We start from the raw sequence: 24,398 nt of genomic DNA on the forward strand, positions 1-24,398 counted from the left end.
AGATCCTCACCAAGGTCCGACTCGTCCAGACCAGCGTGAAGAAACTCGTCAATAACAACTCGAAGTAACACGATCAGAATCACAAGACACTAGTCAACCCCGCGCTCGCAAAGCTCAATCAGCTCGCCAGAGCAGGAAAGATTGACTGGAAGAACTAACCAGGGAGAACGAGATGCCAACCGCATTTCAGTTGCGCGCCCGCGAGGCATTCGAAGAAGTAAGGTCCATGGATGAATTCATCGTGGAAAAGTACGAAATCACAAGCGAACGAGAACGCTCACTTACGGAAGACGATGCGAAACTTATTCGCCGATACATGGGGCCTACCGCCGTCGATGACGTTGAGGATCATCTGCTCGATGACGACCGAATCCATCTCTCCTGGCACACTCCCGATCACTACGTATACGGAGAGTTCGCCCTCAAAGATCTCAGGGTTTGCCTATCGGGGCACTACATGCCTTACATGGACGAACGGCTTACAGTGTCAGAGCAACTAGTGATGGGCGAAATCAAGACACTGGAAGAAGCGCCAGGTTCAGGCCGTCTCACGGCGCTGCGGGTCCCCATGGACATGACCCCATGTCAGGAGATCTGGTTCTATGACATGAACCAACAACGGTTTGAGCTACTGGATCTCGATTACTCGTCGTACTTGGACACCCTACTCATCACGAAAGGGATCCCGGGCTGGCAGTACCTTTACGCTGACAGGCGATTGGCTGACGATGAATTTCGCCAGCTCGCCAACCAATTGGAACTTTCCCTGGGCACACTTGAAGAAGCCTTTCCCGGCCACGACTACAGCGGCCTTCGGGGACGTCTGGAGGACCGGTTGTGACCCGCTACGCGAATATTCCAAAGCCCATTCGGTCCGGGATCGTCATCGTCGATCCCGAGCGCGGCACTCCCCAGCGCATCATCGTGCTGCAGTTCAATCCCGACACCCTCGAACGCTCCGTCGCGCCCCAGGCCGCCGGCGGTAGTGGGGACTCCGGTGGAGGGGGGAGTGGAAGCGGGGATCGGAATGAGGCGCTGCGGCTCAAGGGGCCGGCGCAGGAGACGTGGAAGTTCACCGCCGAGATCGACGCGACCGATCAGCTGGATGTGGCGGCGCCCGATGGGATTCATCCGCAGCTCGCCGTCCTCGAAATGCTGGTGCAGCCCACCACGGCGCAGTTACGGGCCGCGTCCCGCCTGGCGCAGAACGGGACCATCGAGATCAGTCCGATCGAGACGCCGCTGACCCTCTTCACCTGGGGCAGCAAGCGCGTCATGCCCGTGCGGCTGACCGAGCTGTCGATCAATGAGTCGGCGTTCGACGTCAATCTGAACCCCATACGGGCCGCGCTCAGCATCGGGCTGAAGGTGCTGACGGTCAGTGATCTGCCCGCCGGGCATCGGGGTGCCGAGTTGTATCTCGCGCATCTGGCGCAGAAGGAGCGGCTCGCCGCTCGGGTGGCCGCGGGGCAGATCGGGGCTCTGGGGCTGAGTGGTGGCGTTGGTGGCGGTATCGGGATGGGGAGGTAGGCCACAGTGATCGAGCCGTATGAGAGTGCGTTGGACGGGATACCCGGGGCTCATCCGTACCCCCGTTCCAGTCGGTATCACGACGCCGAGATCGGGGTGCACGTACAACCCGACGGTACCGAAGTGCGGTATGCCAAGCGGCGGTTGCTGCCGTCCCTCAGCGCGGCCGTCGACGAGACCGCGCCCCATACCGTCAACAGCGGTGAGCGGCTCGATCATCTCGGGCAGCGCTACTTCGGCGATCCCGGGCAGTGGTGGCAGATCGCTGACGCCAACCCCGTCCTCGACCCACGTGAGCTGACCGCCGAGCCCGGTCGTCAGATCGACATTCCTCTGCCGGGTGGATTCCATGGCTGATGAGCCGATCGGGACCGGGCCCGTCCATCTCACCCTCCATATGGGGCCCAAGCTCACCCGGCCCGTGCCCGCGGAGGTGACCGAGGCGCTGCTGTCCGCTCAGATCACGACCACGTCCGGGGAACGGAGCGGGTTTCAGATCGCGTTCGATCTGACGAAGACCGGTGTGATCACGCGGCGGCTGCTGCCCGAGGGGTTCTTCGATCCGCGGACACGGGTGATCGTCGCGGCCTCCGTCAAGGGGACCACGACCGTGCTGCTCGACGGGCTGATCGTGCGTCAGGAGGTCGGCGCCAGCAATCAGCCGGGGCAGACGACGCTCACGGTCACCGGCGAGGACCTCACCCTGCTGATGGACCTTGAGGAGCGGACCGACCGGTATCCCAATCTCGCGCCCTCGCAGCGCGTCGAGCGGATTCTCGCGAAGTACGCCGACTACGGGATCGACGCGCGCATCATCCGCGAGCAGATTCAGCAGCCGGCCCGCGAGCAGTACCGCGTCGATTACCAGACCGGGACCGATCTCCAGTACGTGAACGAGCTGGCCAAGGCCAATGGCTACACGTTCTATCTCGACCCGGGGCCCGTGCCCGGACGGTCCAGCGCGTTCTGGGGGCCCGAGCAGCGGCTCGGGCAGCGTCAGCACGCGCTCAATGTGAATATGGACAACAACTCGACCGTCGACCAGCTGACGTTCGCGTACGACGGGACCGCCCGCGAGGAGCCGCAGGCGCGCGTGCAGGATCCGGCGTCGCGCGACTCCACGCTGCTCTCCCAGCCCGACATCAGTCCGCTGCGGCCCCCGCTCGGCAGGCGGGCCACCCCTGCGCTCAAGCGCAGAACGCTCTCCGGTACGGCGAAGAAGGACCTCGGGCAGGCGAGCGCCGAGGCCCTCGCCAGGGCCGCGACCTCGGCGGACGCGATCTCCGGCTCGGGGTCGCTGGATGTCAACCGGCATGGATATGTGCTGCGGCCAAGGGAGTTGGTGGGGGTCCGAGGGGCCGGGGTGACCTACGACGGCGACTACTACGTCAAGAGCGTCACCCACAACCTCAGGCCCGGCTCGTACCAGCAGAACTTCACGCTCTCCCGCGAGGGCCTCATCGCCCGCGGCACGACCGTTCGCCCGTAGGGACCAGGAGAATTTCGTATGGCGGCACCGAACAACCGCTTCCTCGGCAAGTTCCGGGGCCGCGTGATCGACAACAAGGATCCGCTCAGAATCGGCAGGATCACGGCCCAGGTGCCGGATGTGCTGGGCGACGAGGCGTCGACCTGGGCGCTGCCCTGCCTGCCGTTCACCGGGCGCCAGTCGGGTCAGTACGCCGTCCCGGAGATCGGCGCCGGGGTGTGGGTGGAGTTCGAGCAGGGAGATCCCAGCTTCCCTGTCTGGACGGGGTGTTGGTACGGGGACGCGTCCGAGCTGCCGCCGCGTGCGAGCGCGGAGCTGCCCGCCTCGCAGCCGGTGGTGATCCAGACTCCCGGCGCCCACAAGCTGGTGATGTCGGACGTGCCCGGCGGCGACGGGATCCTGCTGGAGGCCAAGGGCGGTGCGTACGTCCAGATCGACGAGAAGGGCGTGACCATCGGCAACGGCAAAGGGGCGTCCATCGTGCTGATCGGCGACGAGGTCAGCATCAACGAGGGCCGGCTGATCGTCCCGAAGAAGCGATAGCGACAGCGACGGCAATGGCGACAGCAATGGCGATGGCAATGACAACGACGATCACGATGACGACGAACAGAACGGGGAGAGGTCTGTTGTCCGGGAATGTTGTGAACGGTGGGTCCACGATCAGCTGTCCGCACGGCGGCCGTGTCGTACCCGCCTCCGCCCGGTCGTCCGGTGTACGGATCGACGGCCTGCCGGTACCCACCGCCACCGACGTCTTCACCGTCACCGGCTGCCCGCACCACATCGACGGGGTCCCCCATCCGTGTGTCACGGTCCGCTGGACGCCCGAGCGCGGTGGTGTGCTGATCGACGGCGTGCCCGCGCTGCTCGACACCACGTCCGCGCTCTGCTTCAGCGCCGCGCTGGCGCCGCAGGGACCGCCGGTGGTCACCCCCGTGACCCGGGGGGTGTCCAGCCGATGAGGAGCGACATCGCTTTTCCCTTCCGTACCGACCGGCGCGGGCGCACCGCGCACGCCGGCTACGACGACCATGTGCGGGATCTGATCGAGCAGTTGCTCTTCACCAGCCCCGGCGAGCGCGTAATGCGCCCCGACTTCGGCTGCGGTCTGCTCGATCTGGTCTTCACACCCAACAGCCCGGAACTGGCCTCCGCCCTGGAGCTGTCCGTACAGGCGTCGCTCCAGCGCTGGCTGGGCGAACTGATCGAGGTGGAGGCGCTGGACGTGGTGAGCGAGGAGAACGTGGTGCGGGTGTATCTGCGCTATGTGGTGCGCTCCACCGCGAGCCGCCGCGACGAGGTGTTCGAGGGGAGCGGCCCGGTATGAGCGAGCCGAGCGATCAGCTGGCCTGCCGTACGGACGGCAGGCGTACGAAGGTACGGGCCGCGCGGCTCGGTGGTGTGGACGCGGTCGAGGTCGGTGACGACGGGCTGACCCTCACCGTCACGTTCCTCGGCAAGGCGCCCCACGGGCTCTGCCCGGAGAACATCAGGATCGACGGCGGACGGCGGATCACCGGGATCGAGGCCGTCGAGGTGTCGGTGGAGCGTGAGGAGGACCCGGAGCTGGACGACCGGCTGTTCGTCACACTCGACCGCACCGGCGACACCTCCCGCTACCGGCTCTCGGTGGTCGGGACGGATCCGTACGGACGGCCGGGCACCGAACCGTTTCCCGGCTTCGACCAGCGGTACTTCCGGGCCGACTTCGACTTCCGGGCGGACTGTCCCACCCCCTTCGACTGCGAGAAGGACGAGGGGACCGACGGGGCGGCGCCCCCGCACACGACCGCACCCGCACCCGCACCCGCACCCGTCATCGACTACACCGCACGGGACTACGACACGATCCGCCGCCTGATTCTGGACCGGCTGGCGCTGACCACCCCCGGCTGGGTCGAGCGCAACGCCGCCGATCTCGGCACCACCCTGGTCGAACTCCTCGCGCACACCGCCGATCTGATCAGCCATCAGCAGGACGCGGTCGCGACCGAGGCGTATCTCGACACGGCGCGGCGCCGGGTGTCCGTACGCCGCCATGTGCGACTCATCGACTATCCGATGCACGACGGGGTCAACGCCCGCGCGTTCGTCACCGTCGAGACCGCGCGTCGGCTGACACTGCCGCCCGGTACGTTCCGCTTCGCCGCCGTCGACGTCCGTACGCTGGGGCCGCGTGACCGGCCCGAGATCGGTACGGTCATCGACGACCGGGATCTGGCCGTGCTGGACGAACGCGGTTCCGTGGAGGTCTTCGAACCGGTCGTCGCCGAGGACCCGTTGGTCCTGTCCCCCGAGCACAACACCATCCGCTTCTGGACCTGGGGCGACGAGGTGTGCGCGCTGCCCAGGGGAGCCACCGCCGCCACGCTCCGCGACGCGTGGGCGGACAAGGAGTCGGCGGACAAGGAGTGTGTGTCCCGGACGCTGGAGCTGTCCCCGGGCGATCTGCTGCTGATCGAGGAGGTACGGGGGCCGCGGTCCGGTACGCCCGGGGACGCCGATCCGGCGCACCGGCAGGCCGTACGCCTCACCTCCGTCACCCCGGGCGTGGACCGGCTGACGGACCAGCCCGTCCTGGAGGTCACCTGGGCGCGGGAGGACGCGCTCGCCTTCCCCGTCTGTCTGTCCACGCGCGGCGGCCCCGGCTGTGAGCCGGTGGAGGACGTGAGCGTGGCGCGCGGGAATGTCGTGCTCGTCGACCACGGCCGATCGCTGACCTTCCACGGGGGCGCGGCCCAGACGGTCACCGTCCCGCCGGCGCCGGCCGTTCTCGGCTCCTGTGCGCCGTCGGGCTTCGGCTGCTGGGACGGGGACGCCGGTAACGCGACCGCCGCGCTCATCAACACCCGTATCGAACAGACGCGTTGTGGCCGTTCACTGACGGCTGATCAGGTCCGTGAGCTGTTCAGCGTCGTCGGTGAGGACGCGACGGTACGCGCGGGACTCACGCTGGAGCTGGCGGGGCGGCGGCAGGAGAAGGTCGTCCCCGGCACCGCCTACGCCCAGGCGGATGCGCTGGCGACCCTGTTGGCGCAGGTCGCCTATCCCGGCATCCGGCCGCGTTTCCGGCCTGTGCTCGACCGCTCCCCCGTCGTCCAGTCCGTACCGTTCCCTGAGCCCCGCCATGTCTCGGCCGGACAGGCCACCCGGCTGGCGGCCATCGGGGGCCTGGTGCGGGAGCGGCTGGTGGAGCTGTGGCGCGGCGCCCGCGACCATGACGGACTGACGGAGCGTCAGATCAATGAGCTGACCGTGCTGTTCGGATTACGGGTGCTGGAACGTCTTGAGCTGCGACGCCATCCGGTACGCGCACTGCGGGAGTTGCTGCACCGCGGCGAGCGGCTGCTCGCCACGAAGCTGCGCCGGCTTGAGGTGCTGAGCGCGCGGGCGCAGGCGGGCACGGTGCTCGACGGCTCCATCGCCTGGGAGATCGCGCACAGTTGGGGCCCGGCGTACGCGGTCGGACTGCATCCCGGCGAGGCGGTGCTGCGCGGGCCCGCCGCGGCGCTCGTACAGGACCCGCGGGCCGCGCTGCCCGCGGTGAGTGTCACGGACGGCGACTCGTCCTGGGCTCCCCGGCGGGATCTGCTCTCCAGCGGCCCTCGCGACCGGCACTTCGTCGGCGAGCTGGAGGACGACGGACGGATCGCCCTGCGCTTCGGCGACGGCCGGCACGGCGCGCGTCCGCGACCGGGTGCCCGGCTGGAGCCGCGCTACCGGCTCGGCGGCGGTACGGCGGGCAATGTCGGCGCGGAGGCGATCAACCATCTGGTGCTGTGCCGTGATCCCGAGGCGGCCGACGCCGGGGACCCGATGCCGGTGGCCGGGGTACGCAATCCGCTGCCGGCCGTCGGTGGTACGGAGCCCGAACCCGTCGACCAGGTACGCCAGTTGGCACCGCTCGACCTCAAGCGCTCGCGGCTGCGCGCTGTCACCGCCGAGGATTACGCGGCGCTGGCCGCCGGGCTCCCGGGGGTGCGGAGCGCGGCGGCGGAGATCCGCTGGACGGGCAGTGTCCAGGAGGCGCATGTCGCCATCGACGCGCTGGGGACCGGCGATCCCTCGACCGCGCTGCTCGACTCGGTGTCGTACGCCCTGGAGAACTACCGCCGGATCGGCCACGATCTGGTCGTCGGTCCCGCCGGGAACGTACCGCTGGACATCGCTCTCACGGTGTGTGCCGAACCCGGTCACCAGCACGGGCGGATCCTGGCCGAGCTGTACCGGCTGCTGGGCGGCGGACGGCTGTCCGGCGGCCGGCTCGGGTTCTTCCACCCCGACGCGCTGACCTTCGGCGAACCGGTGCGGCTCAGCCGTCTGGTGGCCGCGGCGGCGGCCGTACAGGGTGTGGAGAGCGTACGAGTGACCCGGCTGATCCGGCTCTTCGACGAGGAACCCGACGACGACACCGCACTGGAGGAAGGCGTGCTGCGGATCGGCCCGCTGGAGATCGCGCGTTGCGACAACGACCCGGACCGGCCCGAGAACGGCCGGCTGTCCATCGAACTGGCCGGAGGGGCACGATGAGTGACACCCGCGCCCGCGGCTGCGGCTGCGGTGGGCATGACGAGCGCCACGCGCCCCGGCCGCCGTACAACCCGCCGGGCCGGACGGCCCTCGACCACCGGGTCGGTGAGTACGGCTCGTTCCTCGCGGCCATGCTCGACCGGCTCGCCTCCCCCGCCTATCCCGCGCTGCGCGGACTGACCGTCCGTACCCCGGACGACCCGGCGATCGGGCTGCTCGACTCCTGGGCGGTCGTCGGTGACCTGCTCACGTTCCACTCCGAGCGGATCGCCGAGGAGGGGTATCTCCGTACGGCACGTGAGTACCGTTCGCTGGCCCTGCTGGGGCGGCTGGTCGGGCACCGGCCACGGCCCGGTATCGCCTCGGACACCCATCTCGCGTACACCCTGGACCGCGATCCGCGCGCCGAGGACCTGCCGGTGCTGATCCCGCGCGGCGCGCGCGGCAACAGTGTGCCCGCCTCGGCCGACGAGGAGTCGCGGACCTTCGAGACCAGTGAGGACCTGACGGCCCGCTGGGCCTGGAACCAGCTGGCGGTACGCCGGCGCCGGCCTGCCCTGCTCACCCCGGACGATCTGCGCGAGCGCTCCGAGATCCAGGTCTCCGGGACGGCCACCTCGCTCCGGACCGGGGACAGGCTGCTGTTCGTCTTCGGGGCGGACGGGGAAGCGGCCGGGCGGCGGCTGCTGCTGCCGGTCGCGCGCGTCCGGATCGACCGGGACGACGACGTGACGGCGATCGGTCTGCCGGAGTCCGCGCCTCCGTCACTGGCCGAGCTGGTGGCGGAGCTGCGCGAGTGGATCACCAAGGACGGGCGGGAGGCCGAGGAGGGCGATCCCACCCCCGACAACCCCAATCCGCGCCCCGTCAGCCTGATCATCGAGGAGTTCGACGGTCAGGTGCTGGCGCCGCTGCGTGCCGATCTGGACGGGATCGCGTCCCCGGCGGCGTTCGCCCGGCGGCTCGCGGATCCGCACGAGCGGCTGGCCGAGGCGCAGGCCGTGGCGGCTCCGTACGAGGAGGTGGTGGCCTGGTTCGAGCGGTTGGAGGCCGTGGTCGGCGAACTGATGGAGCGGGCCGCCGAGTTGGAGCCCTCGCAGCCCGTGCCGCCCGCCCCCGCGAACGCCGGGGCGGCGGACTCCCCGGCCATGCGGGCGCTCGGCGCCGTACTGCCCGCCCTGCGCACCCGGGTCGTCAAGCCCCCGTCGGGGGCCCGCGCGCTCCCGCACGATCCGGCGCGCCTCTTCGCGCCGGGCTCCGACCTCGGCGCGCGGCTGCTGTCCGCGCTCGATCCGCGGGTCGCGGACGGGATGTACGCGGCGTGGCGCAACGCCGCCCCGGCCGTGCCCGCGCCGCTGCGCGAGCTCCAGGCGATGCGGGTGACCGCGGCGCCGTTCGGGGCGACGGCGCCGCTCAAGCCCGTCCAGGACGAGCGGGGCCGGGTCATCCGGCAGACCGACTGGCCGCTGGGCGGCTCGTCCCTCACCACCATGCGGATCGTGTACGACACCGCGGGCCGGGTGCCGGTACGCGCCGAGTTCCAGCACACGGAGACCGGCTCGTCCGTACAGCGGTCGGAGAATCTGCCCGCCGAGATCACCTTCGATCTGGCGCCCGGCCGGGTCTCGCTGGTGACCCGTACCGCCCAGGACCGCGATCTGAGCTGGCTCTCCCGGCGCCCGGCCGACTCCCAGGAGCCCGGCGTGACCGCTCAGTTGCTGCCCGGCCTCCCCGAGCGGACGCTCTTCGTCTCCCGTCCCGGTGAGGACGGCCGGGTCCATGTCGCCGTGCACAACGGCGAGGCCCTGGAGTGGTGGCTCGCTCCCGGCGAGCACAAGCAGGTCTCCCACGGAGAGCTTGAGCTGACCGTGCGGTACACCGTCGGCGGCGAGCCGGCGAATGTCGAGATCGGTCTCGCGACCGTCCCCGAGCAGGCCAACCGCCATACGCTGCCGCTCGATTCCGTGCAGGACGGCATCACGGTCGGCAGCTGGGTCGTGGTCGAGCGTCCCCGCAAGGGCGCCGAGGGCCCCGACGGAATCCCGGGCGACGAGAATCTCGCGTCCGTCACCACCCGGGTGACCGCCATGCGCACCGCCGCGTACACCAACTACGGCATCACCGGCCGGGGCACCGAACTGACGCTCGCCGACCCCTGGCTGGACGAGCACGACGTCCTGCTCTCCACGATCCGGGACACCACCGTGCGCGCGGGCGGTGAGGCGCTGCGCCTCGCCGACGAGCCGCTGGGCGAGGATGTCCACGGCAATGAACTCGAACTGGCCCAGCTGTACGACGGGTTGCGGCCGGGACGCCATCTGATCGTGTCGGGCGAACGCACCGACACCCCGCACACGGCGGGGGTGCGGGGCACCGAACTGGCGGTGATCGCCGCGGTGGAGCAGACACTCGATCCCCAACTGCCCGGTGACCATGTCCATACGAGGCTCACGCTCACCACGGACCTGGCCTACCGCTACCGCCGTGACACCGTGCGCGTCCACGGCAATGTGGTGCCCGCGTCGCACGGCGAGAGCCGCGACGAGCCGATCGGCAGCGGCGACGCCGGCCGGATCAACCAGACGTTCGCCCTCTGGCAGTCGCCGCTGACCTGGCTGCCCGCCGACAATCCGCTGGGCGCCACACCCACCCTGGAGGTACGGGTCGACGGTCTGCTCTGGCACGCGGTGGACAGCCTGGCCGGACGCGGTCCGCGCGAGCGGGTGCATGTCATCGGCGCGGCCGCGGACGGGCGGACGACGGTGACCTTCGGCGACGGGGTGTTCGGCGCCCGGCTGCCGTCCGGGCACGAGAATGTCCGGGCACGGTACCGCTTCGGCACCGGCAGCGCCGCCAACGTCCCGGCGGACCGGATCACCCAGGCCGTCACCCGGCCGCTGGGCGTCACGGCCGTCACCAATCCGCAGCCCGCCACGGGTGGCGCGGACGCCGACGGTCCCGGACTGACCCGGCGCACGATCCCGCTCGCGGTCTCCGCTCTGGACCGGCTCGTGTCCGTCAGGGACTACGAGGACTTCGCACGCTCCCGGGCGGGCATCGGCCGGGCCGTGGCCCGCGAGCTCTTCGACGGGCGGCGGCGGGTGCTGCATGTGACGGTCGCCGGGGTCGATGACATCGCGATCGCCGAGGACTCCGAGGTGCTGGGCGCCCTGCGGTCCTCGCTCGCCCGCTACGGCGACTCGCGGCTGCCCGTGCGCGTGGACGTGCGCGAGTTGGTGCTGTTGCTGCTCGCCGCGCGGGTGAAGGTGGCCCGTGATCACACCTGGAGTGTGGTCGAGCCCCGGCTGCGGCAGGCGCTGCTGGCTGAATTCGGCAGTGGCCGGAGGGAGTTGGGCGAGCCCGCCCGGCTCTCGGACGTGCTGGCGACGGCCCACCGGGTGCCGGGGGTCGACTATGTGGATGTCGATGTCTTCACCGGGGCACCGGCGTCCGTCACCCCGGATGAGCTGATCGCGCTCGCTGGAGGGCTGGACCGGCCGCGCCCGACGGTCCCGGCGCGGCTCGCCACGTACGACGAGGACGTGCACGTGGTCACCGAGCGGGACGGCGAGACGCTCACCGGGATCGCCGGCCAGTACGGCATCCCACTGGCCGAACTGCTGCGGCTGAACCCGGACATCACCGATACGCGGCGGCTCGCGAAGGGGCGGGCGGTGTGTGTCTTCCGGGGTATCAGGCCGGCCCAGCTCGCCCTGTTGTCACCGCGTGTCGCGGACACGCTGATTCTGACGGAGGTCACCACATGAGCAGGGAACCGGACGGGCTCGCGGAGCTGCTTCCGCAGTGGCACCGGCTGCGTGACGCCGAGGGCGGGGAGCCGCTGCGCGCGCTGCTCGCGGTGATCGCCGAGCAGGTCGACCGGGTCCGCGACGGGGTCGAACAGAGCTATGAGGACTGGTTCGTGGAGACCGCGGCGCCCTGGGTGCTGCCGTATCTCGGCGATCTGGTCGGTCACACCCCGCTGCCCGGCTATGAGCGGGTGCTCGCGAAGGGCCTGGCGAGCGGCGGCGGCGCCGAGGAGGCGCGCGACCGGCTCGCCGAGGCGCTGGCGCCGCGCCGCGATGTCGCCGCGACCGTCGCCAACCGGCGGCGCAAGGGCACTCTGGCGCTGCTGGAGGAGCTGGCCGAGGACGTGGCGGGATGGCCCGCGCGTGCGGTGGAGTTCTCCCGGCTCCTGGCGCATCAGCAGCCGGTCAAGCTGTACGGATCGGGGACGGCGGCCGTGAACGCGCGCCGGCTGGAGCGCGGCCGGCTCGTGGATGTACGGGAGGGCGCGGCGCTGGATCTGGCGGGCGGGCCGTTCGGCGCGGTCGCGCGGTCGGTGGACGTACGGCGGGCAGGTTCGGCGCGTACGCAAGGCGGCCACTCCCCCGCGGGGGTGGGCCTGTTCGTGTGGCGGCTGAAGCCGTACCGGCTGACCAAGGCGCCCGCGTACTGCGTCGACCGGGCCCGTAACCTCTACACGTTCTCGATCCTGGGCAATGACACCCCGCTGGTGACCAGGCCGGTGCCGGAGCCGTCGGCCACCCATGTCGCGACCGTCGACAACGTCCCCGCGTATATCCGCCGCAGGCAGCTGGCCGACCGGCTCGCGGACTACTACGGTCCCGGCAGGAGCTTCACGGTCTGGCGCGACGGCCAGGACGAGCCGGTGGCGCCGGCGGATCTCGTGGTGGCGGATCTGACGGACTGGCGCTACCGGCCCAAGCGCGGGCAGGTCGCGGTCGATCCGGAGCTGGGCCGGATCGCCTTCGGCTCGCGCTCCGCGCCGCGCCAGGGCGTGTGGGTCACGTACCACCACGCGTTCGCGGACGACACGGGCGGCGGTGAGTACCCTCGTGACCGGGAGACACCGGCGTCCGCGGCGGTCTACCGGGTGGGCCCCGGCCGGCCGTACCAGCGGATCATGGACGCGTACGGGCAGTGGCGCTCGGACCGGCGGGCCGGACACTGCGGGCCCGACGGGCTGATCGAGATCACGCACAGCGGCGCCTATCAGGAGCAGCTGGACTTCGATCTGGACCCCGGCGACCGGCTGGAGGTGCGGGCGGCGGAGGGCACCCGGCCGGTGATCCGGCTGCTCGACTGGTACAGCAACCGGCCCGACGCGCTCAACATCCGGGCGCGGGACGAGGAGGGGCGGCCCGACGAGGACGGGCGGGAGGGCGGGGGCGACGCTCCCCGGATCGTGCTGGACGGTCTGCTGATCACCGGGCGCGGGCTCCATGTCGCCGGTCCCATGGGCGCGGTCGTGCTGCGGCACTGCACGCTCGTACCCGGCTGGTCACTGGAGCCCCACTGCGCGCCGCACTCCCCCGAGGAACCGAGTCTGGTGCTGGACAGGACCACCGCGTGCGTGGAGATCGAACGGTGTGTCCTCGGCACCATCGAGGTGATCGGCGACGAGGTGGGGCACGACCCGTTGCCCCTCCATATCCGCGACAGCGTCCTGGACGCCACCGGCCACGACCGGGCGGCCCTGTCCGCCCCGGACTGCCGGCATGCCCACGCCGTACTGCACGCGCACCGCACCACCGTCATCGGGGAGGTCCATACGCACGCGGTGGAGATCGCCGAGAACTCCGTCTTCACCGGGGCGCTGCGGGTGGCCAGGCGGGGCGTCGGGTGCGTGCGGTTCTCGTACGTACCGCCCGGCTCGCGCACCCCGCGCCGCCATCGCTGCCAGCCGGATCTGGTGGGTGGCGAAGAGGCCGCGCGGGTACGGCCGTTGTTCACCAGTGAGCGGTACGGCACTCCCGCGTACGGGCAGTTGGCGGCCGGGTGCGCCGAGGAGATCAAGAGGGGCGCCGAGGACGGCGCCGAGATGGGCGCCTTCCACGATCTCTACCAGCCGCAGCGGCTGGACAGTCTGCGGGCGCGGCTGGCCGAGTACACCCCGGCCGGTACCGACGCCGGGATCGTGACCGTGACCTGAGCCCTCCTTCCTCCGTGTGCCCTATGCGATAACCCGTATCCCGCGCGACCGAATGCCGAACTTCCGAGGGGGACCCCTTCCCATGCACGCAGATATCTCCCGCAACACCTTCCGGCCCGACCGGCGCTACTCGGCGGTGATCGCCCAGCAGGGCCGCGTCCAGCTCGACGCGGACGCGAATGAGCAGGCCGCGATCCAGCTGCACCAGACCCGTACCCTCGCCGCCGATCTGATCGGGCCGCACGGCGGCCCGCGCGGTGCCACCGGATTCGCGCTGGATTTCGTGGGCGGCGGCCGGGAGCTGGACGATCTGACCATCGCCGGTGGCCGCTACTACGTGGACGGCATCCTGGTGGACGCGACTCGCCCGGCGCCCGGGGTGCCCGTCGAGGACGACGCGGCCCCGGCCGAGGACGGTGACGAGGACGCTCCGGCGGCGCCGGGACCGCCGGCCGGCTGGACGTACTGGGACCAGCCCGACGCGTACCGCGACCCGGAGCGGCCCGGCGACCGGCTGCCCACCCAATACCCCTATCTGGTCTATCTGAAGGTGTGGGAGCGTTCGGTCACGGCTGCCGAGGACCCGCAGCTGCGGGAGGTCGCGCTGGGCTCGGCGATGCCCGACACGGCGGCCAGGCTCAAGGTCGTCTGGCAGCTGCTGCCGCTGCCCGGTGAGCGACTGGAGCTGGATCCGGCGGACGGAACACCGCAGGAGCAGGCCCGCTCGGCGTTCACCACCTGGGTGGCGGCGCAGGCGCCGACGGCGCGGATGGCGGCGCGCGCCCGGCGGCCCGAGCACGCGGACGAGGACCCGTGCCTGGTGAGGCCGGACGCGCGCTACCGGGGGCCGGAGAACCAGATGTACCGCGTGGAGATCCATCAGGGCGGCGCGGCGAAGGACGCGACGTTCAAGTGGTCCAGGGAGAACGGTTCGGTGACCTTCCCGGTCGACGGACTCGACGGTACGTGGGTGGAGCTGGCCTCGCTCGGCGGTGACGACAAGCTCGATCTGAACGTCGGCGACCAGGTCGAGTTCGCCGACACCGCGTATCTGAGCAGGGGCGAGCCGCTGCCGCTGCTCAGGGTGGAGGAGGTCGACCTGCCGGGACGGCGGGTACGGCTCTCCGGCGAGCCGGACCCGTCGGTGGGGCGCCGGCCCGAGCTGCACCCGTTCCTGCGCCGCTGGGACCACCGGCCGGACTCGCACCACACGAGTGGCGCGGGGCGGTCGGGACGGCAGAAGCGCGGCGCGACGAAGCCGCGCGACGGCGCGCTGCGGATCGAGGAGGGCGGCTGGCTGCCGCTGGAGGACGGCGTTCTCGTCTACTTCGAGCCGGGGAAGAGTTATCGCTCCGGTGATTTCTGGACCGTTCCCGCGCGTACCGCGACCGGAGATGTGGAATGGCCCAAGGACACGGCCCGTCGGCCGCTGCTCCGCGCACCCAGCGGGGTCCAGTACCACTACGCTCCGCTCGCGTGGGTGTTCGGCGAAGGATCCGCCGCCGATCTGCGGCTGGCGTTCGCCCCGCTGGCCACCGCGATCCCCGCGGCGAACGAAGCGGAACTGGCGGCGGAGACGGCGGCCGAGGAAGAGGCCGTCGCCGCCGAGCGGGCCGCGGCGGACGACACCGCGGAGCGTGAGCCGGAACAGAACAGCGAGGGACAGACCGAGAACTGACAGCTCATCAGAAAGTGAAGGAGCATCGCGATGGCAACGCCTCTGACCGCCACCAAACTGCTGCAAGTCCTCCGTAACGAAGGTCTGCGCGTCGTCGAGCACCGGAGCTGGCGTACGCACAACCGCAATCACAAGGGTCCGTGGGGGCCGATGCACGGAGTGATGATCCATCACACCGTGACCTCGGGAACGCAAGGCTCCGTGGAGCTCTGCTACAACGGCCATTCGAGCCTGCCGGGCCCGCTGTGCCACGGTGTGATCACCAAGGACGGCTCGGTCTATCTGGTCGGCAACGGCCGGGCCAACCACGCCGGACTCGGCGACGACGATGTGCTGCGCGCGGTGATCAACGAGTCGGGGCTGCCCGCCGACAACGAGGCCAACACCGACGGCAACCGCTACTTCTACGGCTTCGAGTGCGTGAACCTGGGCGACGGCAAGGACCCGTGGCCCGCCGCCCAGCTGGAGGCGATCGAGAAGGCCGCGGCGGCCATCTGCCGGGCGCACGGCTGGACGCAGCGCTCGGTGATCGGCCATAAGGAGTGGCAGCCGGGGAAGATCGATCCGCGCGGCTTCACGATGGAGTCGATGCGCACGCGAATAGGGGACCGGCTCGGCGGCAAGCCGGACGGCCCCTCGTCGCCGCCGCCGAAGCCTCCGGCGAAGTTCGAACCGTTCCCCGGGGCCGCCTTCTTCGCGGCCGGCCGGCGCAGCGCCGTGATCACGGCGATGGGCAAGCGGCTGGTGGCGGAGGGCTGCGGACGGTACGAGGTGGGCCCGGGGCCGGACTGGACCGAGGCCGACCGCACGTCGTACGCCGCCTGGCAGCGCAAGCTCGGCTACACGGGAAGCGACGCCGACGGTGTGCCGGGCAAGACGAGCTGGGACAAGCTCAAGGTCCCCAACGTCTGACCACCTGGGCCACTGGCCCGCTGATCCACCGGCCCACTGATCCACCGGCCCACTGATCCACCCGAGGTATCGCCGCGAGATACCGCGAGATACGGCTCTGAGGTTCCGCGCGGACTCAGATGCCCCGGGGCAGCTCGCCGGGGTACGTCGCGGATCGCTCGGACAGGGCCTCCAGCGCGGGCAGCGCGGCGTACAGGGCGCGCTGCTCGCCGTCCGTCAGCAGAGCTATCCGCTCGGCGAGGCGGGCGGCGGTCTCGCGGCGCCTGGCGGCCAGCACGGCCCTGCCCGTACGGCTGAGGGTGACCAGGCTGGCGCGCTGGTCCTGTGGGTCGGGATGCCGTTCGATCCAGCCGGTGCTGTCGAGCAGATCCACCATGCGGGAGGTGGTGGACAGGGCGATGCCCATGCGTGCGGCGAGATCGCTGATGCGCAGCGGGCCGTGATCCGCGAGTGCGGCCAGGGCGGCCTGCCGGCTGGGGGTGAGGTCGCCGTGGGCGCTCCGGGCACGCAGTACGGGAACGAGGTGCTGGATCGCCAGCCGGAGCCGTCCGGCGATCTCGCCGATCTCGCCGATCTCGTCAATCTCGCCGATCTCAGTGGGGTCCGGGGCAGGCGCGGGTGCCGGCTCGGGCGCGGGCTTGCTCATCACGGCCCCTCGGACGGGGGCGGCGGCGGGGGTGCGGGAGACGGCCGCGCGTACGGCCGCGGGGACAGTCGCGGCGCCGGCTGCGACGCGGGGACCGACGAGGCCGACGAGGCCGAGGTGTCCGGATGCCGTTCCGCCGCGGCGGGAGTCGCGGCCGGGGGCCGGTCCTGGTGGATATAGCGTCCGCCCCGGAGCAGCGAGGCGAAGGCCGCGATCACGCAGGCGGCGATCGCGAAGTCGAAGGCGATGGAGAGGCCGTCGGAGAACGGCTGGGAGATCAGCGCCGGGAAGAAGGCGCGCCCCGTCAGATAATCGGCTTGTCCGGCGGGCAGTTGGGCGAGTACATGCGGGCCGAGCAGCGTCTGCACGGGGTTGTATCCCAGGAGCGAGGCGAACAGCACGCCGACCGGTGGCAGGGCGGCGACCCGCGCCGCGTCGGCGGCGGGCACACCCTGGGCGGTCAGGCCATGGGTGAGAGCCCCGGGCAGCGACCCGGCGAGGCCCGCGATCATCAGCGAGAAGAAGATGCCGATGGAGAGGACCGTGGCGGAGTTCTGGAAGGTGGTGCTGATCCCGGCGCCCACCCCTCGCTGGTCGGGCGGCAGGCTGTTCATGATGGCCGCCCGGTTGGGCGACGCGAACAGCCCCATGGCCAGCCCGTTCAGCAGCAGGATCAGGGCGAACATCGGATAGCCGAAATCGACCGGGAGTTCCTTCAGCGCCGCGAACGTTCCCGCGGCCAGCAGCATGCCTCCGGTGGCGAAGGTCCGCGCGCCGAACCGGTCCGAGGCCCAGCCGGAGAAGGGGCCCGCGATCAGGAATCCGATGGTCAGGGGAAGCATGTAGATACCGGCCCAGAGCGGGGTCTGCTCGAAGCTGTAGCCGTGCCGGGGCAGCCAGATCCCCTGGAGCCAGATGATCAGGATGAACATCAGTCCGCCGCGTCCCAGCGACGCGAGCAGACTGGCCACGTTCCCCGCGGTGAAGGCGCGGATACGGAACAGCGCCAGGTGGAACATCGGCTCGGCGACCTTCGTCTCCACCACACAGAACACCGCCAGCATCGCCAGTCCCCCGGCGATCGCGGTGATCACCCAGGGGTTGGACCAGCCCATGGTGTGGCCGCCGTAGGGCTGGATTCCGTAGGTGATGCCGGACAGGACGGCGATCAGGCCGATGGCGAAGGTGAGATTGCCCCACCAGTCCAGCCGGGCCGGGGCGCGGATGCCGGTGTCCCGCAGTTTGAGGTACGCCCATACGGTGCCGAACAGGCCGATCGGTACGGAGACCAGGAACACCAGATGCCAGTCGACGGGCCCGAGCAGACCGCCGAGGACCAGCCCGATGAAGGATCCGGCGATGCCCGCCACCTGGTTCAGCCCCAGGGCGAGCCCGCGCTGATGGGCGGGGAAGGCATCGGTGAGGATGGCGTTGGAGTTCGCCATCAGCATCGCGCCGCCGACGCCCTGGAGGACGCGCATCCCGATCAGCCACAGCGCGCCCGCCGTGCCGTGCATCCAGGTCACCGAGAGCAGTACGGAGAACACGGTGAAGACCGCGAACCCCAGGTTGTACATACGGACCCGGCCGTACATGTCGCCGAGCCGTCCGAAGCTGACCACCAGCACGGCGGTGACCACCAGATAGCTCATGATCAGCCACAGCAGCAGACTGGTATTGCCGGGCTGGAGCGGATCCACGCCGATTCCGCGGAAGATATCGGGAAGCGCGATCAGCAGGATCGACATATTGATCGTCGCGATCAGAACGCCGAGCGTGGTGTTGGACAGGGCGATCCACTTGTAGTGCGGTCCCGGCTCACGACCGGTGTCGGTTTCGGCGTCGGGCCGTGAACCGGCCGTTTTGGCGACTGTCCACCGCACTGGGCATCACTCCCGTCGCCCATGATCGACGGCTTTGCTTGATCAACAGATCTTGATCAACGGATTTACTTGCTTGACTTCAACCAATCTAATACCGGTTCGGCGATGAGGCCAGCGTCCGGGAATTACCCGAGCTCAAGACTGGTGACGGCGTACATTCCCGGTAGATCCATTTCCGGGACCGGACCGGTGTACATACGAGCGGCCTCGAAGGAGGGCGCCAGTCCGAGCTCTTCCGCGAGACGTACGGACGGCGCGTTGATATCCGGGATGTCGATCGCCACGGGTGCCCCGGGGACGGTCGCCGCCAGTCCGCTCAGCAGCGCGGCGGCGACCTCCGGGGACGAGGCGTAGAGCGGCCCGACGCGCGAGGCTCCGCTGCAGGGGCGGATGGCCGCGAAGCCGCGCAGTTCGCCGTCGTGCACGGCGGCGAGGCTCGTACGGTCGGGCAGCCCGATCCACGAGGCGAGGAAGGCGTCGCGCTCCGCCGGGAAGAACCGCCGGTCATAGGCGGCGAGTTGATCGAAGGAGACCTTGCGGGCGTCGATCAGCGTGATGTCGTCGGGAATACCGATGGCCGCCGGGACGCCTTCGTAACGGACATTGTTCCAGGCCTTGCGGAAGCCGGACTTGCGGTAGTTCTCCTGCTGTTCGATCACCCCGTCAAGCCCTACGTTCCGGCCGGTCAGCCGCGCCATGGCCGCCCGCCAGAGCTGAATTCCGTATCCCTGTCCGCGTACGGCGGGACGGGCGATATAGAAGCCGATGAACCCGAAATCGGTGCCGTAGCGCACGGCGGAAACGGACGCGACGGCCTCACCGTTCAGTCGCCCGAAGATAAAGCCGCCCGGATCGGTCGGGAAGAAGGAGTGCCTGTCGGACTTCCCCGGATTCCAGCCCTCCTCGTCCGCCCATGTACCGAGCTGTTCGATGTAGTCGGCGTTCGCGGTCACAATCTCAAACGTCACCATCGGCCTCCAGTGCGGTGGGCTCACACCCTGCCACAGCCAGGACCGGCGAAGACCGGAAGTGGATCAACTCTCAGCCATGTGAGGACAGTCCGGGCCCACTCAGCCGAACCGGCCGTTGACGTAGTCGGCGGTCCTGGTGTCCCGGGGCGCGTTGAACATCGCGTCCGTGTCGCCGTGTTCGACGATCACCCCGGGTGTCCCCTGCTCCGCGAGGAAGAAGGCGCAGGAGTCGGAGACCCGTGCGGCCTGCTGCATATTGTGCGTGACGATGACGATCGTCACCTCCGTCTTCAGTTCGGCGATCGTTTCCTCGATGCGCCGCGTCGAGGTCGGGTCGAGCGCCGAGCACGGCTCGTCCATCAGCAGCACTCGCGGCCGTACCGCCAGCGACCGTGCGATGCACAGCCGCTGCTGCTGGCCGCCGGAGAGCGCGCCGCCCGGCTGCCGCAGCCGGTCCTTCACCTCGCGCCAGAGCCCGGCCTTGGTAAGACACTCCTCGACGAGGTCGTCCTTGCTGTCGCGGCCCGCCTTGATGCCATTGAGCTTCAGCCCGGCCAGGACGTTGTCGTACAGCGACATGGCGGGAAACGGGTTGGGCTTCTGGAAGACCATGCCGATCTGCCGGCGGGCATGGGTGATGCGCCGTCCTCGGTCGTAGATGTCTCCCCCGTCGAGCAGCACGCGTCCGGCGAGAGCGGCGGTCGGGATCAGTTCGTGCATACGGTTGAGGATGCGCAGGAAGGTCGACTTGCCGCAGCCCGAGGGGCCGATCAGCGCGGTGACCTCGTGCGCGGGCATGGTCAGCGAGACCTGGTCGAGCACCTTGTGGTCACCGAACCACGCGGAGACGGCGTCGGCCCGCAGCGAGGCGGCGGTGCCGGAGCCCACCGCGGGCTGGACGAGGGTGTCGGCGAGATGGGGCGGCGTCACCGTCATGGTGGGGCAACTCACTTTCTTTCAGAGCAGGTTCGGCAGAAGGCGGGTGGCGGCGCCGGAAACGGCGAGGCCCAGTACGGCGAGGACGGGCACGGCGCAGATCCAGGCCTGCCAGCGGCCCCACACCCGGTGTGCCCAGGCCGCGAGGAGCGCGGCGAGGAAGAGTGCCTGGGTCCACAGGAAGACGGCGAGCCAGGCGCCGCCGTCGCCCTTGAGCGCCTCTTCCGCGGGGCCGATCCATCCGGAGCGGCGCTCGCGCGGTGGGCTCGGCTGTACGGGCGAGGTCAGTTCGGCGTCCACCCGCAGCACCCCCGAGGGGGTGTACGGAGCGCCGGTGGCGGTGATGAGGGTGAGCCGGCCCTCGTTCTGACCGCCGCTGGGCGTGGGCAGTTCATCGCCCGCGCGGCGGATGCCGGTGACCCGGTACTCGGCCTTGCCCTGGCCTGTCATCAGGGTGATCGTGGCGTTGTCCGGGAGCCGGTCGAGGTGGGAGAACGGGCTGCCGTATCCCCACTGCCTGCCCATGATCACGGCGGTGCCCGACTGGCCGGGCAGTGCGGTGTCGCGGCGGTGCCCGGGGCCGGACATCAGCACGGCGGAGGTGGTGCCCTCGCCGACGACCTCGTGGACACCGAGGGCGGGGATGTCCAGCAGCGCGACGGGGGCGCCCAGGGCGAGTTGCCTGCCGTTGGTGTCGAGCGGGCCCACCGGCGCGGTGCCCTCGGCGAGTTGCTTGCGCAGTTCGTCGTAGGAGACCTGCTGGTCGCGCGCGTGCTGAAGGTGCCCGACGACGGTGAGGTTCGCGGCGAAGCCGAGCAGTACGGCGGCGAGCACGCACAGCGCGGCCCCGGCCAGCGCCAGACCCGGGCGGGCGGGGCTCCCCGGGGCTCCCCCGCGCCCCGCGGGCTCGTCGCGGGACGCGGATCCGGCGGGTGGTGAGGGGGCGTCCGGCGGGGCGGTGGCGGACGGCGGCGGTGTCAGAACGGCCACGGTGGCTGCGCTCCTCGCTGGCTGGGTCGGGGGTCGGGGTCGCCGGTGGGGTGAGAGTGGCGGTGGCGGGTGAACGGGCACGAGTACGGGGGTGGGTGTCGGTACGGGCGCGGGGCCCGGAGGCGGACACAGGGCCTGCCTCCGGGAACCGGCGTACCTCGGGACCCGTTCCGTGTCAGTCGCCCGCCGTGCCCGAAGGCGTGGCGAAGGTCATCAGGCCCCTGCGGCGCACGCCGATCACGAACGCGGCGCCCACGCAGCACAGCGCCAGGGAGGCCAGGGCGATCGAGGCGACGCCGGTGCCGGTCGAGGCGAGGGAGCCGCCCCCACCGCTGCCGTCGCCCCCGCTGCCACCGGCCGCGCCGGAGTCACCGCCCGTGTCACCGCCCGTGTCACCACCGGAGGTGCCCGCCGCCGCGCCGCCGTCCGCGCTCGCGGAGTCGCTGGGCTCGGGGGTGGGCTCCGTCACCTCGCCCGTGGTGAACGTGAAGTCGAGGCTGTGGCCGCCCTCCTTGTCCTCGGCGAGGTTCAGCACATGATCGCCGTCCGCGATCTCCGCCGGGACGGTGAACGGGTAGTCCTGGACGATGCCGTCCGCGTCAGCCTTGGCGTCCTCGAAGGTCGCGTCGCCCTCGGCGAGGGTGACCTTCACCGTCGCGTCCTTGGAATAGCCGCGGGCGATGAGCGTCACCCGCTGGCCCGCTTCCAGGTTCGGGTTCGGTTCGAGCAGCTTGCCGTCCGCGTCCAACGCGTCGATGTCGGCGGGCACGCTGGGTCCGTCGGTCGGCTGATCGGACCCGGTGGGCGTCGGAGAGCCGCTCGGGGTGCCGGCCGGGTCGGCCGTATAGGCACTGATCGCATTGCTCGAACCGGCGTACGCGTCGGGATCCGCGGGGGTGAACTGTGCGCGGATGTTCTGCACGCCCTCGGGCAGCTCCTTCGTCGTGAAGACGGCGGTGCCGTTCTCGACCGCCTTCGCGCCGAGTGCGACCGGCTCCTCATTGGCGCGCTCCGAGGTCAGTGTCACCTCGCCGGCCGCCGCCTCGGGGGTCACCTTCACCGTGACCGTCACCTCGCTGCCCACCTCGGGGTGGTTCTCCGGAGCGGCCGTCAGCTCCAGGCTGGTCGTCTCGGCCACGGCCAGCGCCCATGAGTCGCCCGTGACCTCGATGTTCGTGGTGAAGAAAGCGGCAGGCAGGTTCGGGTCCAGGACGTTGACACAGTCGAGCCGCAATTCGTACGTACCGTCGTGGGACTCGTTTCCGAACCACCCGGCGAGGATGTCGGAGAAGGGGAAGAATTCCTGCGGCATCTCGGTGTCAATGGGCCCGGCGTCGTACGGTCCCGTCGTCGCCTGGCCCAGGCGGGCGCTCGTACCGTCCGTCGGATGGAGCACGGTGAGCCGCACCGCGCCGCCCTGCCCCTGCGGGCACGCTGTGTCCGTGCTGACCCGGGGGACGAGCGGATCGTCCGTGGTGCTGCCAGTAGTACTGCTGAGGGTCAGATCGCCGAGACGGCCGGCCGCGTTCGCGGTGGCCGCGGCGCCGAGCACGGCGGCGGCCGCACCCATGATCAGAGCGCAGCACAGCAGCAGCGCCGGGAGTGATCTCGCTCGCGCGAGGCGTGTCATGGTCGGGTCCCCCACAGGGTGTCGGTGTCGCGGTTGGTGCCGCGGTCGATGTCGGTGTCGGTGTCGGTGGTGACGTCGGTATCGATGTCAGCCGGTAATGGAACGGAAACGGGACACGCCGTGGGGCCGGGCACCTGGAGGGTGCCCGGCCTTGGCGTGGTGGGAAGGAACGCTGATCAGCGCTCGCCCTTCAGGGTGGTGGCGCCGCAGGCGGTGCCGATCGAGCCGAAGCCGAAGGCCGTGATGTGCGACGGCTGGCCACAGACCTTGGAGGCGGTGCCGACGAACGCGCTGACGACGTTGGCGTCAGCGGTGGATCCGGTGATCTTGGGGGTCGGGACGACGTTGTAGACGTCACGGTTGTAGGGGAAGTTGACGTTCAGCGTGCCGTCCGCGTTGCGCGGCGCCACGGTGTTCACCTTGCCCAGGACGGTGGCGCCGTGACGGTCCGTCACCACACCGTTGGTCTGGGCGATGTACTGGGCCACGGAGTACGGGGCGATGTCACCGGCGCTGTCCAGCGCGGTGCCGTCGTGCTCCTGGACGGTGCCGTTGACGCAGGTGCCGATCTGGGCCTCGGTGACCCCGATCTTCTCCAGGAAGAAGGACCGCGTGCCCGAGCCCGACTGCGGCAGCAGCGGGGTCAGGGCGACACCGTTGTGCGTGGTCTTCACGCAGGTGTAGATGTCACGCAGGTTGGCGGTGGTCAGGTCCAGGTTGTTGTTGAGCGCGCTGTCCGAGCGGACCGCGATGGTCACCGCGTCCTTGGCGAACGGAATCCAGGTCAGCTTGGTGGTCGTCGTGTCCGCCGGGCCCCGGGAGGAACGGGCGAAGTCGAGGCAACCGGTGTTGTTGAGGACCGCGTTGCGCAGGGCGTCGATACCGGCCGAGGAACCGTTGGGCCGGTTGATGACACAGCCGGTGGCGCGGGTCTTGATGGTGGCGGTACCCGTCGCGTTGTAGGACGCGATGAGCTGACCGTCCGGGACCCCGTCGGGGTCCGGGATGACCGCGCCGAGGCGGTTGAGGACGTCCTGCGTGGTGTCGGAGCCCACGCCGGCGAGCTGACGGTACTCACCGACCGCCGGGTCGGCGGAGGCTACGGGGGCCAGCAGGCCCACACCGAGTGCGGCGGCACCGACAACGGCGCCCAGGCGAGCACGGGACTTGACGTTCACTTCTGTTCTCCTCCGTGAATACGGATTTCGAGGAATGGACTGTCAAGAAGAATCCGGATTTCGTTC

19 protein-coding genes are annotated in these 24,398 nt (G+C 70.3%); 12 read left to right on the forward strand and 7 right to left on the reverse strand.

The genetic code is table 11. The features are described from left to right. Positions 1 to 226 precede the first annotated feature (226 nt). The 12 genes from ACFRMN_RS32840 (at position 227) to ACFRMN_RS32895 (ending at position 16,098) form a co-directional block, all read left to right on the forward strand. The gene (locus ACFRMN_RS32840; protein ID WP_383026607.1) at positions 227 to 841 is read left to right on the forward strand and encodes a hypothetical protein; all 615 of its coding nucleotides are present in this window, start codon (positions 227 to 229) and stop codon (positions 839 to 841) included. After that, a complete protein-coding gene (locus tag ACFRMN_RS32845) occupies positions 838 to 1,530 on the forward strand; it encodes a hypothetical protein (protein WP_383026610.1) in 693 nt (230 codons plus the stop codon). Before ACFRMN_RS32840 ends, ACFRMN_RS32845 begins: the two co-directional genes overlap by 4 nt. Before the next feature lie 6 nt (positions 1,531 to 1,536). Then, the gene (locus ACFRMN_RS32850) at positions 1,537 to 1,887 is read left to right on the forward strand and encodes a LysM peptidoglycan-binding domain-containing protein (RefSeq protein WP_383026613.1); all 351 of its coding nucleotides are present in this window, start codon (positions 1,537 to 1,539) and stop codon (positions 1,885 to 1,887) included. Further along, the gene (locus ACFRMN_RS32855) at positions 1,880 to 3,019 is read left to right on the forward strand and encodes a hypothetical protein (protein ID WP_383026616.1); all 1,140 of its coding nucleotides are present in this window, start codon (positions 1,880 to 1,882) and stop codon (positions 3,017 to 3,019) included. The genes ACFRMN_RS32850 and ACFRMN_RS32855 overlap by 8 nt, the downstream gene beginning before the upstream one ends. A gap of 18 nt (positions 3,020 to 3,037) precedes the next feature. Then, a complete protein-coding gene (locus ACFRMN_RS32860; protein ID WP_356510645.1) occupies positions 3,038 to 3,562 on the forward strand; it encodes a phage baseplate assembly protein V in 525 nt (174 codons plus the stop codon). Between the two features lie 86 nt (positions 3,563 to 3,648). Next, entirely contained in the window at positions 3,649 to 3,984 is a 336-nt protein-coding gene (locus ACFRMN_RS32865; RefSeq protein WP_383026619.1) for a hypothetical protein, read from the forward strand. Continuing rightward, on the forward strand, positions 3,981 to 4,349 hold the full coding sequence (locus tag ACFRMN_RS32870; protein ID WP_356510649.1) for a GPW/gp25 family protein: 369 nt from the start codon (positions 3,981 to 3,983) through the stop codon (positions 4,347 to 4,349). Before ACFRMN_RS32865 ends, ACFRMN_RS32870 begins: the two co-directional genes overlap by 4 nt. Continuing rightward, entirely contained in the window at positions 4,346 to 7,552 is a 3,207-nt protein-coding gene (locus ACFRMN_RS32875) for a putative baseplate assembly protein (protein ID WP_383026623.1), read from the forward strand. The genes ACFRMN_RS32870 and ACFRMN_RS32875 overlap by 4 nt, the downstream gene beginning before the upstream one ends. Then, the gene (locus ACFRMN_RS32880) at positions 7,549 to 11,319 is read left to right on the forward strand and encodes a putative baseplate assembly protein (RefSeq protein WP_383026625.1); all 3,771 of its coding nucleotides are present in this window, start codon (positions 7,549 to 7,551) and stop codon (positions 11,317 to 11,319) included. Before ACFRMN_RS32875 ends, ACFRMN_RS32880 begins: the two co-directional genes overlap by 4 nt. Next, a complete protein-coding gene (locus ACFRMN_RS32885; RefSeq protein WP_383026628.1) occupies positions 11,316 to 13,508 on the forward strand; it encodes a hypothetical protein in 2,193 nt (730 codons plus the stop codon). The genes ACFRMN_RS32880 and ACFRMN_RS32885 overlap by 4 nt, the downstream gene beginning before the upstream one ends. 82 nt (positions 13,509 to 13,590) lie before the next feature. Next, on the forward strand, positions 13,591 to 15,186 hold the full coding sequence (locus ACFRMN_RS32890) for a DUF6519 domain-containing protein (protein ID WP_383026631.1): 1,596 nt from the start codon (positions 13,591 to 13,593) through the stop codon (positions 15,184 to 15,186). 30 nt (positions 15,187 to 15,216) lie between these two features. Further along, positions 15,217 to 16,098 carry a peptidoglycan-binding protein gene (locus tag ACFRMN_RS32895; RefSeq protein ID WP_383026634.1) on the forward strand — a complete coding sequence of 294 codons (882 nt, stop codon included), beginning with the start codon at positions 15,217 to 15,219 and terminating at the stop codon, positions 16,096 to 16,098. A gap of 115 nt (positions 16,099 to 16,213) precedes the next feature. Here ACFRMN_RS32895 and ACFRMN_RS32900 read toward each other — a convergent pair whose 3' ends face one another. From ACFRMN_RS32900 to ACFRMN_RS32930, 7 genes are all read right to left on the reverse strand, one after another. Then, positions 16,214 to 16,744: a MarR family winged helix-turn-helix transcriptional regulator gene (locus ACFRMN_RS32900; protein WP_383026637.1), complete on the reverse strand. Its 531-nt coding sequence runs from the start codon at positions 16,742 to 16,744 to the stop codon at positions 16,214 to 16,216. Continuing rightward, positions 16,744 to 18,627, reverse strand: a complete 1,884-nt coding sequence (locus tag ACFRMN_RS32905) for an MFS transporter (RefSeq protein ID WP_383026640.1) — start codon at positions 18,625 to 18,627, stop codon at positions 16,744 to 16,746. The genes ACFRMN_RS32900 and ACFRMN_RS32905 overlap by 1 nt, the downstream gene beginning before the upstream one ends. Positions 18,628 to 18,752: 125 nt before the next feature. Next, entirely contained in the window at positions 18,753 to 19,598 is an 846-nt protein-coding gene (locus tag ACFRMN_RS32910; protein ID WP_383026642.1) for a GNAT family N-acetyltransferase, read from the reverse strand. A gap of 99 nt (positions 19,599 to 19,697) precedes the next feature. Beyond that, a complete protein-coding gene (locus ACFRMN_RS32915; protein ID WP_383026646.1) occupies positions 19,698 to 20,534 on the reverse strand; it encodes a phosphate ABC transporter ATP-binding protein in 837 nt (278 codons plus the stop codon). Between the two features lie 21 nt (positions 20,535 to 20,555). Then, on the reverse strand, positions 20,556 to 21,524 hold the full coding sequence (locus ACFRMN_RS32920; RefSeq protein ID WP_383026648.1) for a sortase: 969 nt from the start codon (positions 21,522 to 21,524) through the stop codon (positions 20,556 to 20,558). A 175-nt stretch (positions 21,525 to 21,699) separates the two neighbouring features. Continuing rightward, the gene (locus ACFRMN_RS32925) at positions 21,700 to 23,154 is read right to left on the reverse strand and encodes an Ig-like domain-containing protein (RefSeq protein ID WP_383026651.1); all 1,455 of its coding nucleotides are present in this window, start codon (positions 23,152 to 23,154) and stop codon (positions 21,700 to 21,702) included. A gap of 176 nt (positions 23,155 to 23,330) precedes the next feature. Continuing rightward, positions 23,331 to 24,332, reverse strand: a complete 1,002-nt coding sequence (locus tag ACFRMN_RS32930) for a substrate-binding domain-containing protein (protein ID WP_383026654.1) — start codon at positions 24,330 to 24,332, stop codon at positions 23,331 to 23,333. Between the last annotated feature and the right edge of the window lie 66 nt (positions 24,333 to 24,398).

This window comes from Streptomyces sp. NPDC056835, from assembly GCF_042789485.1.
GTDB lineage: Bacteria > Actinomycetota > Actinomycetes > Streptomycetales > Streptomycetaceae > Streptomyces.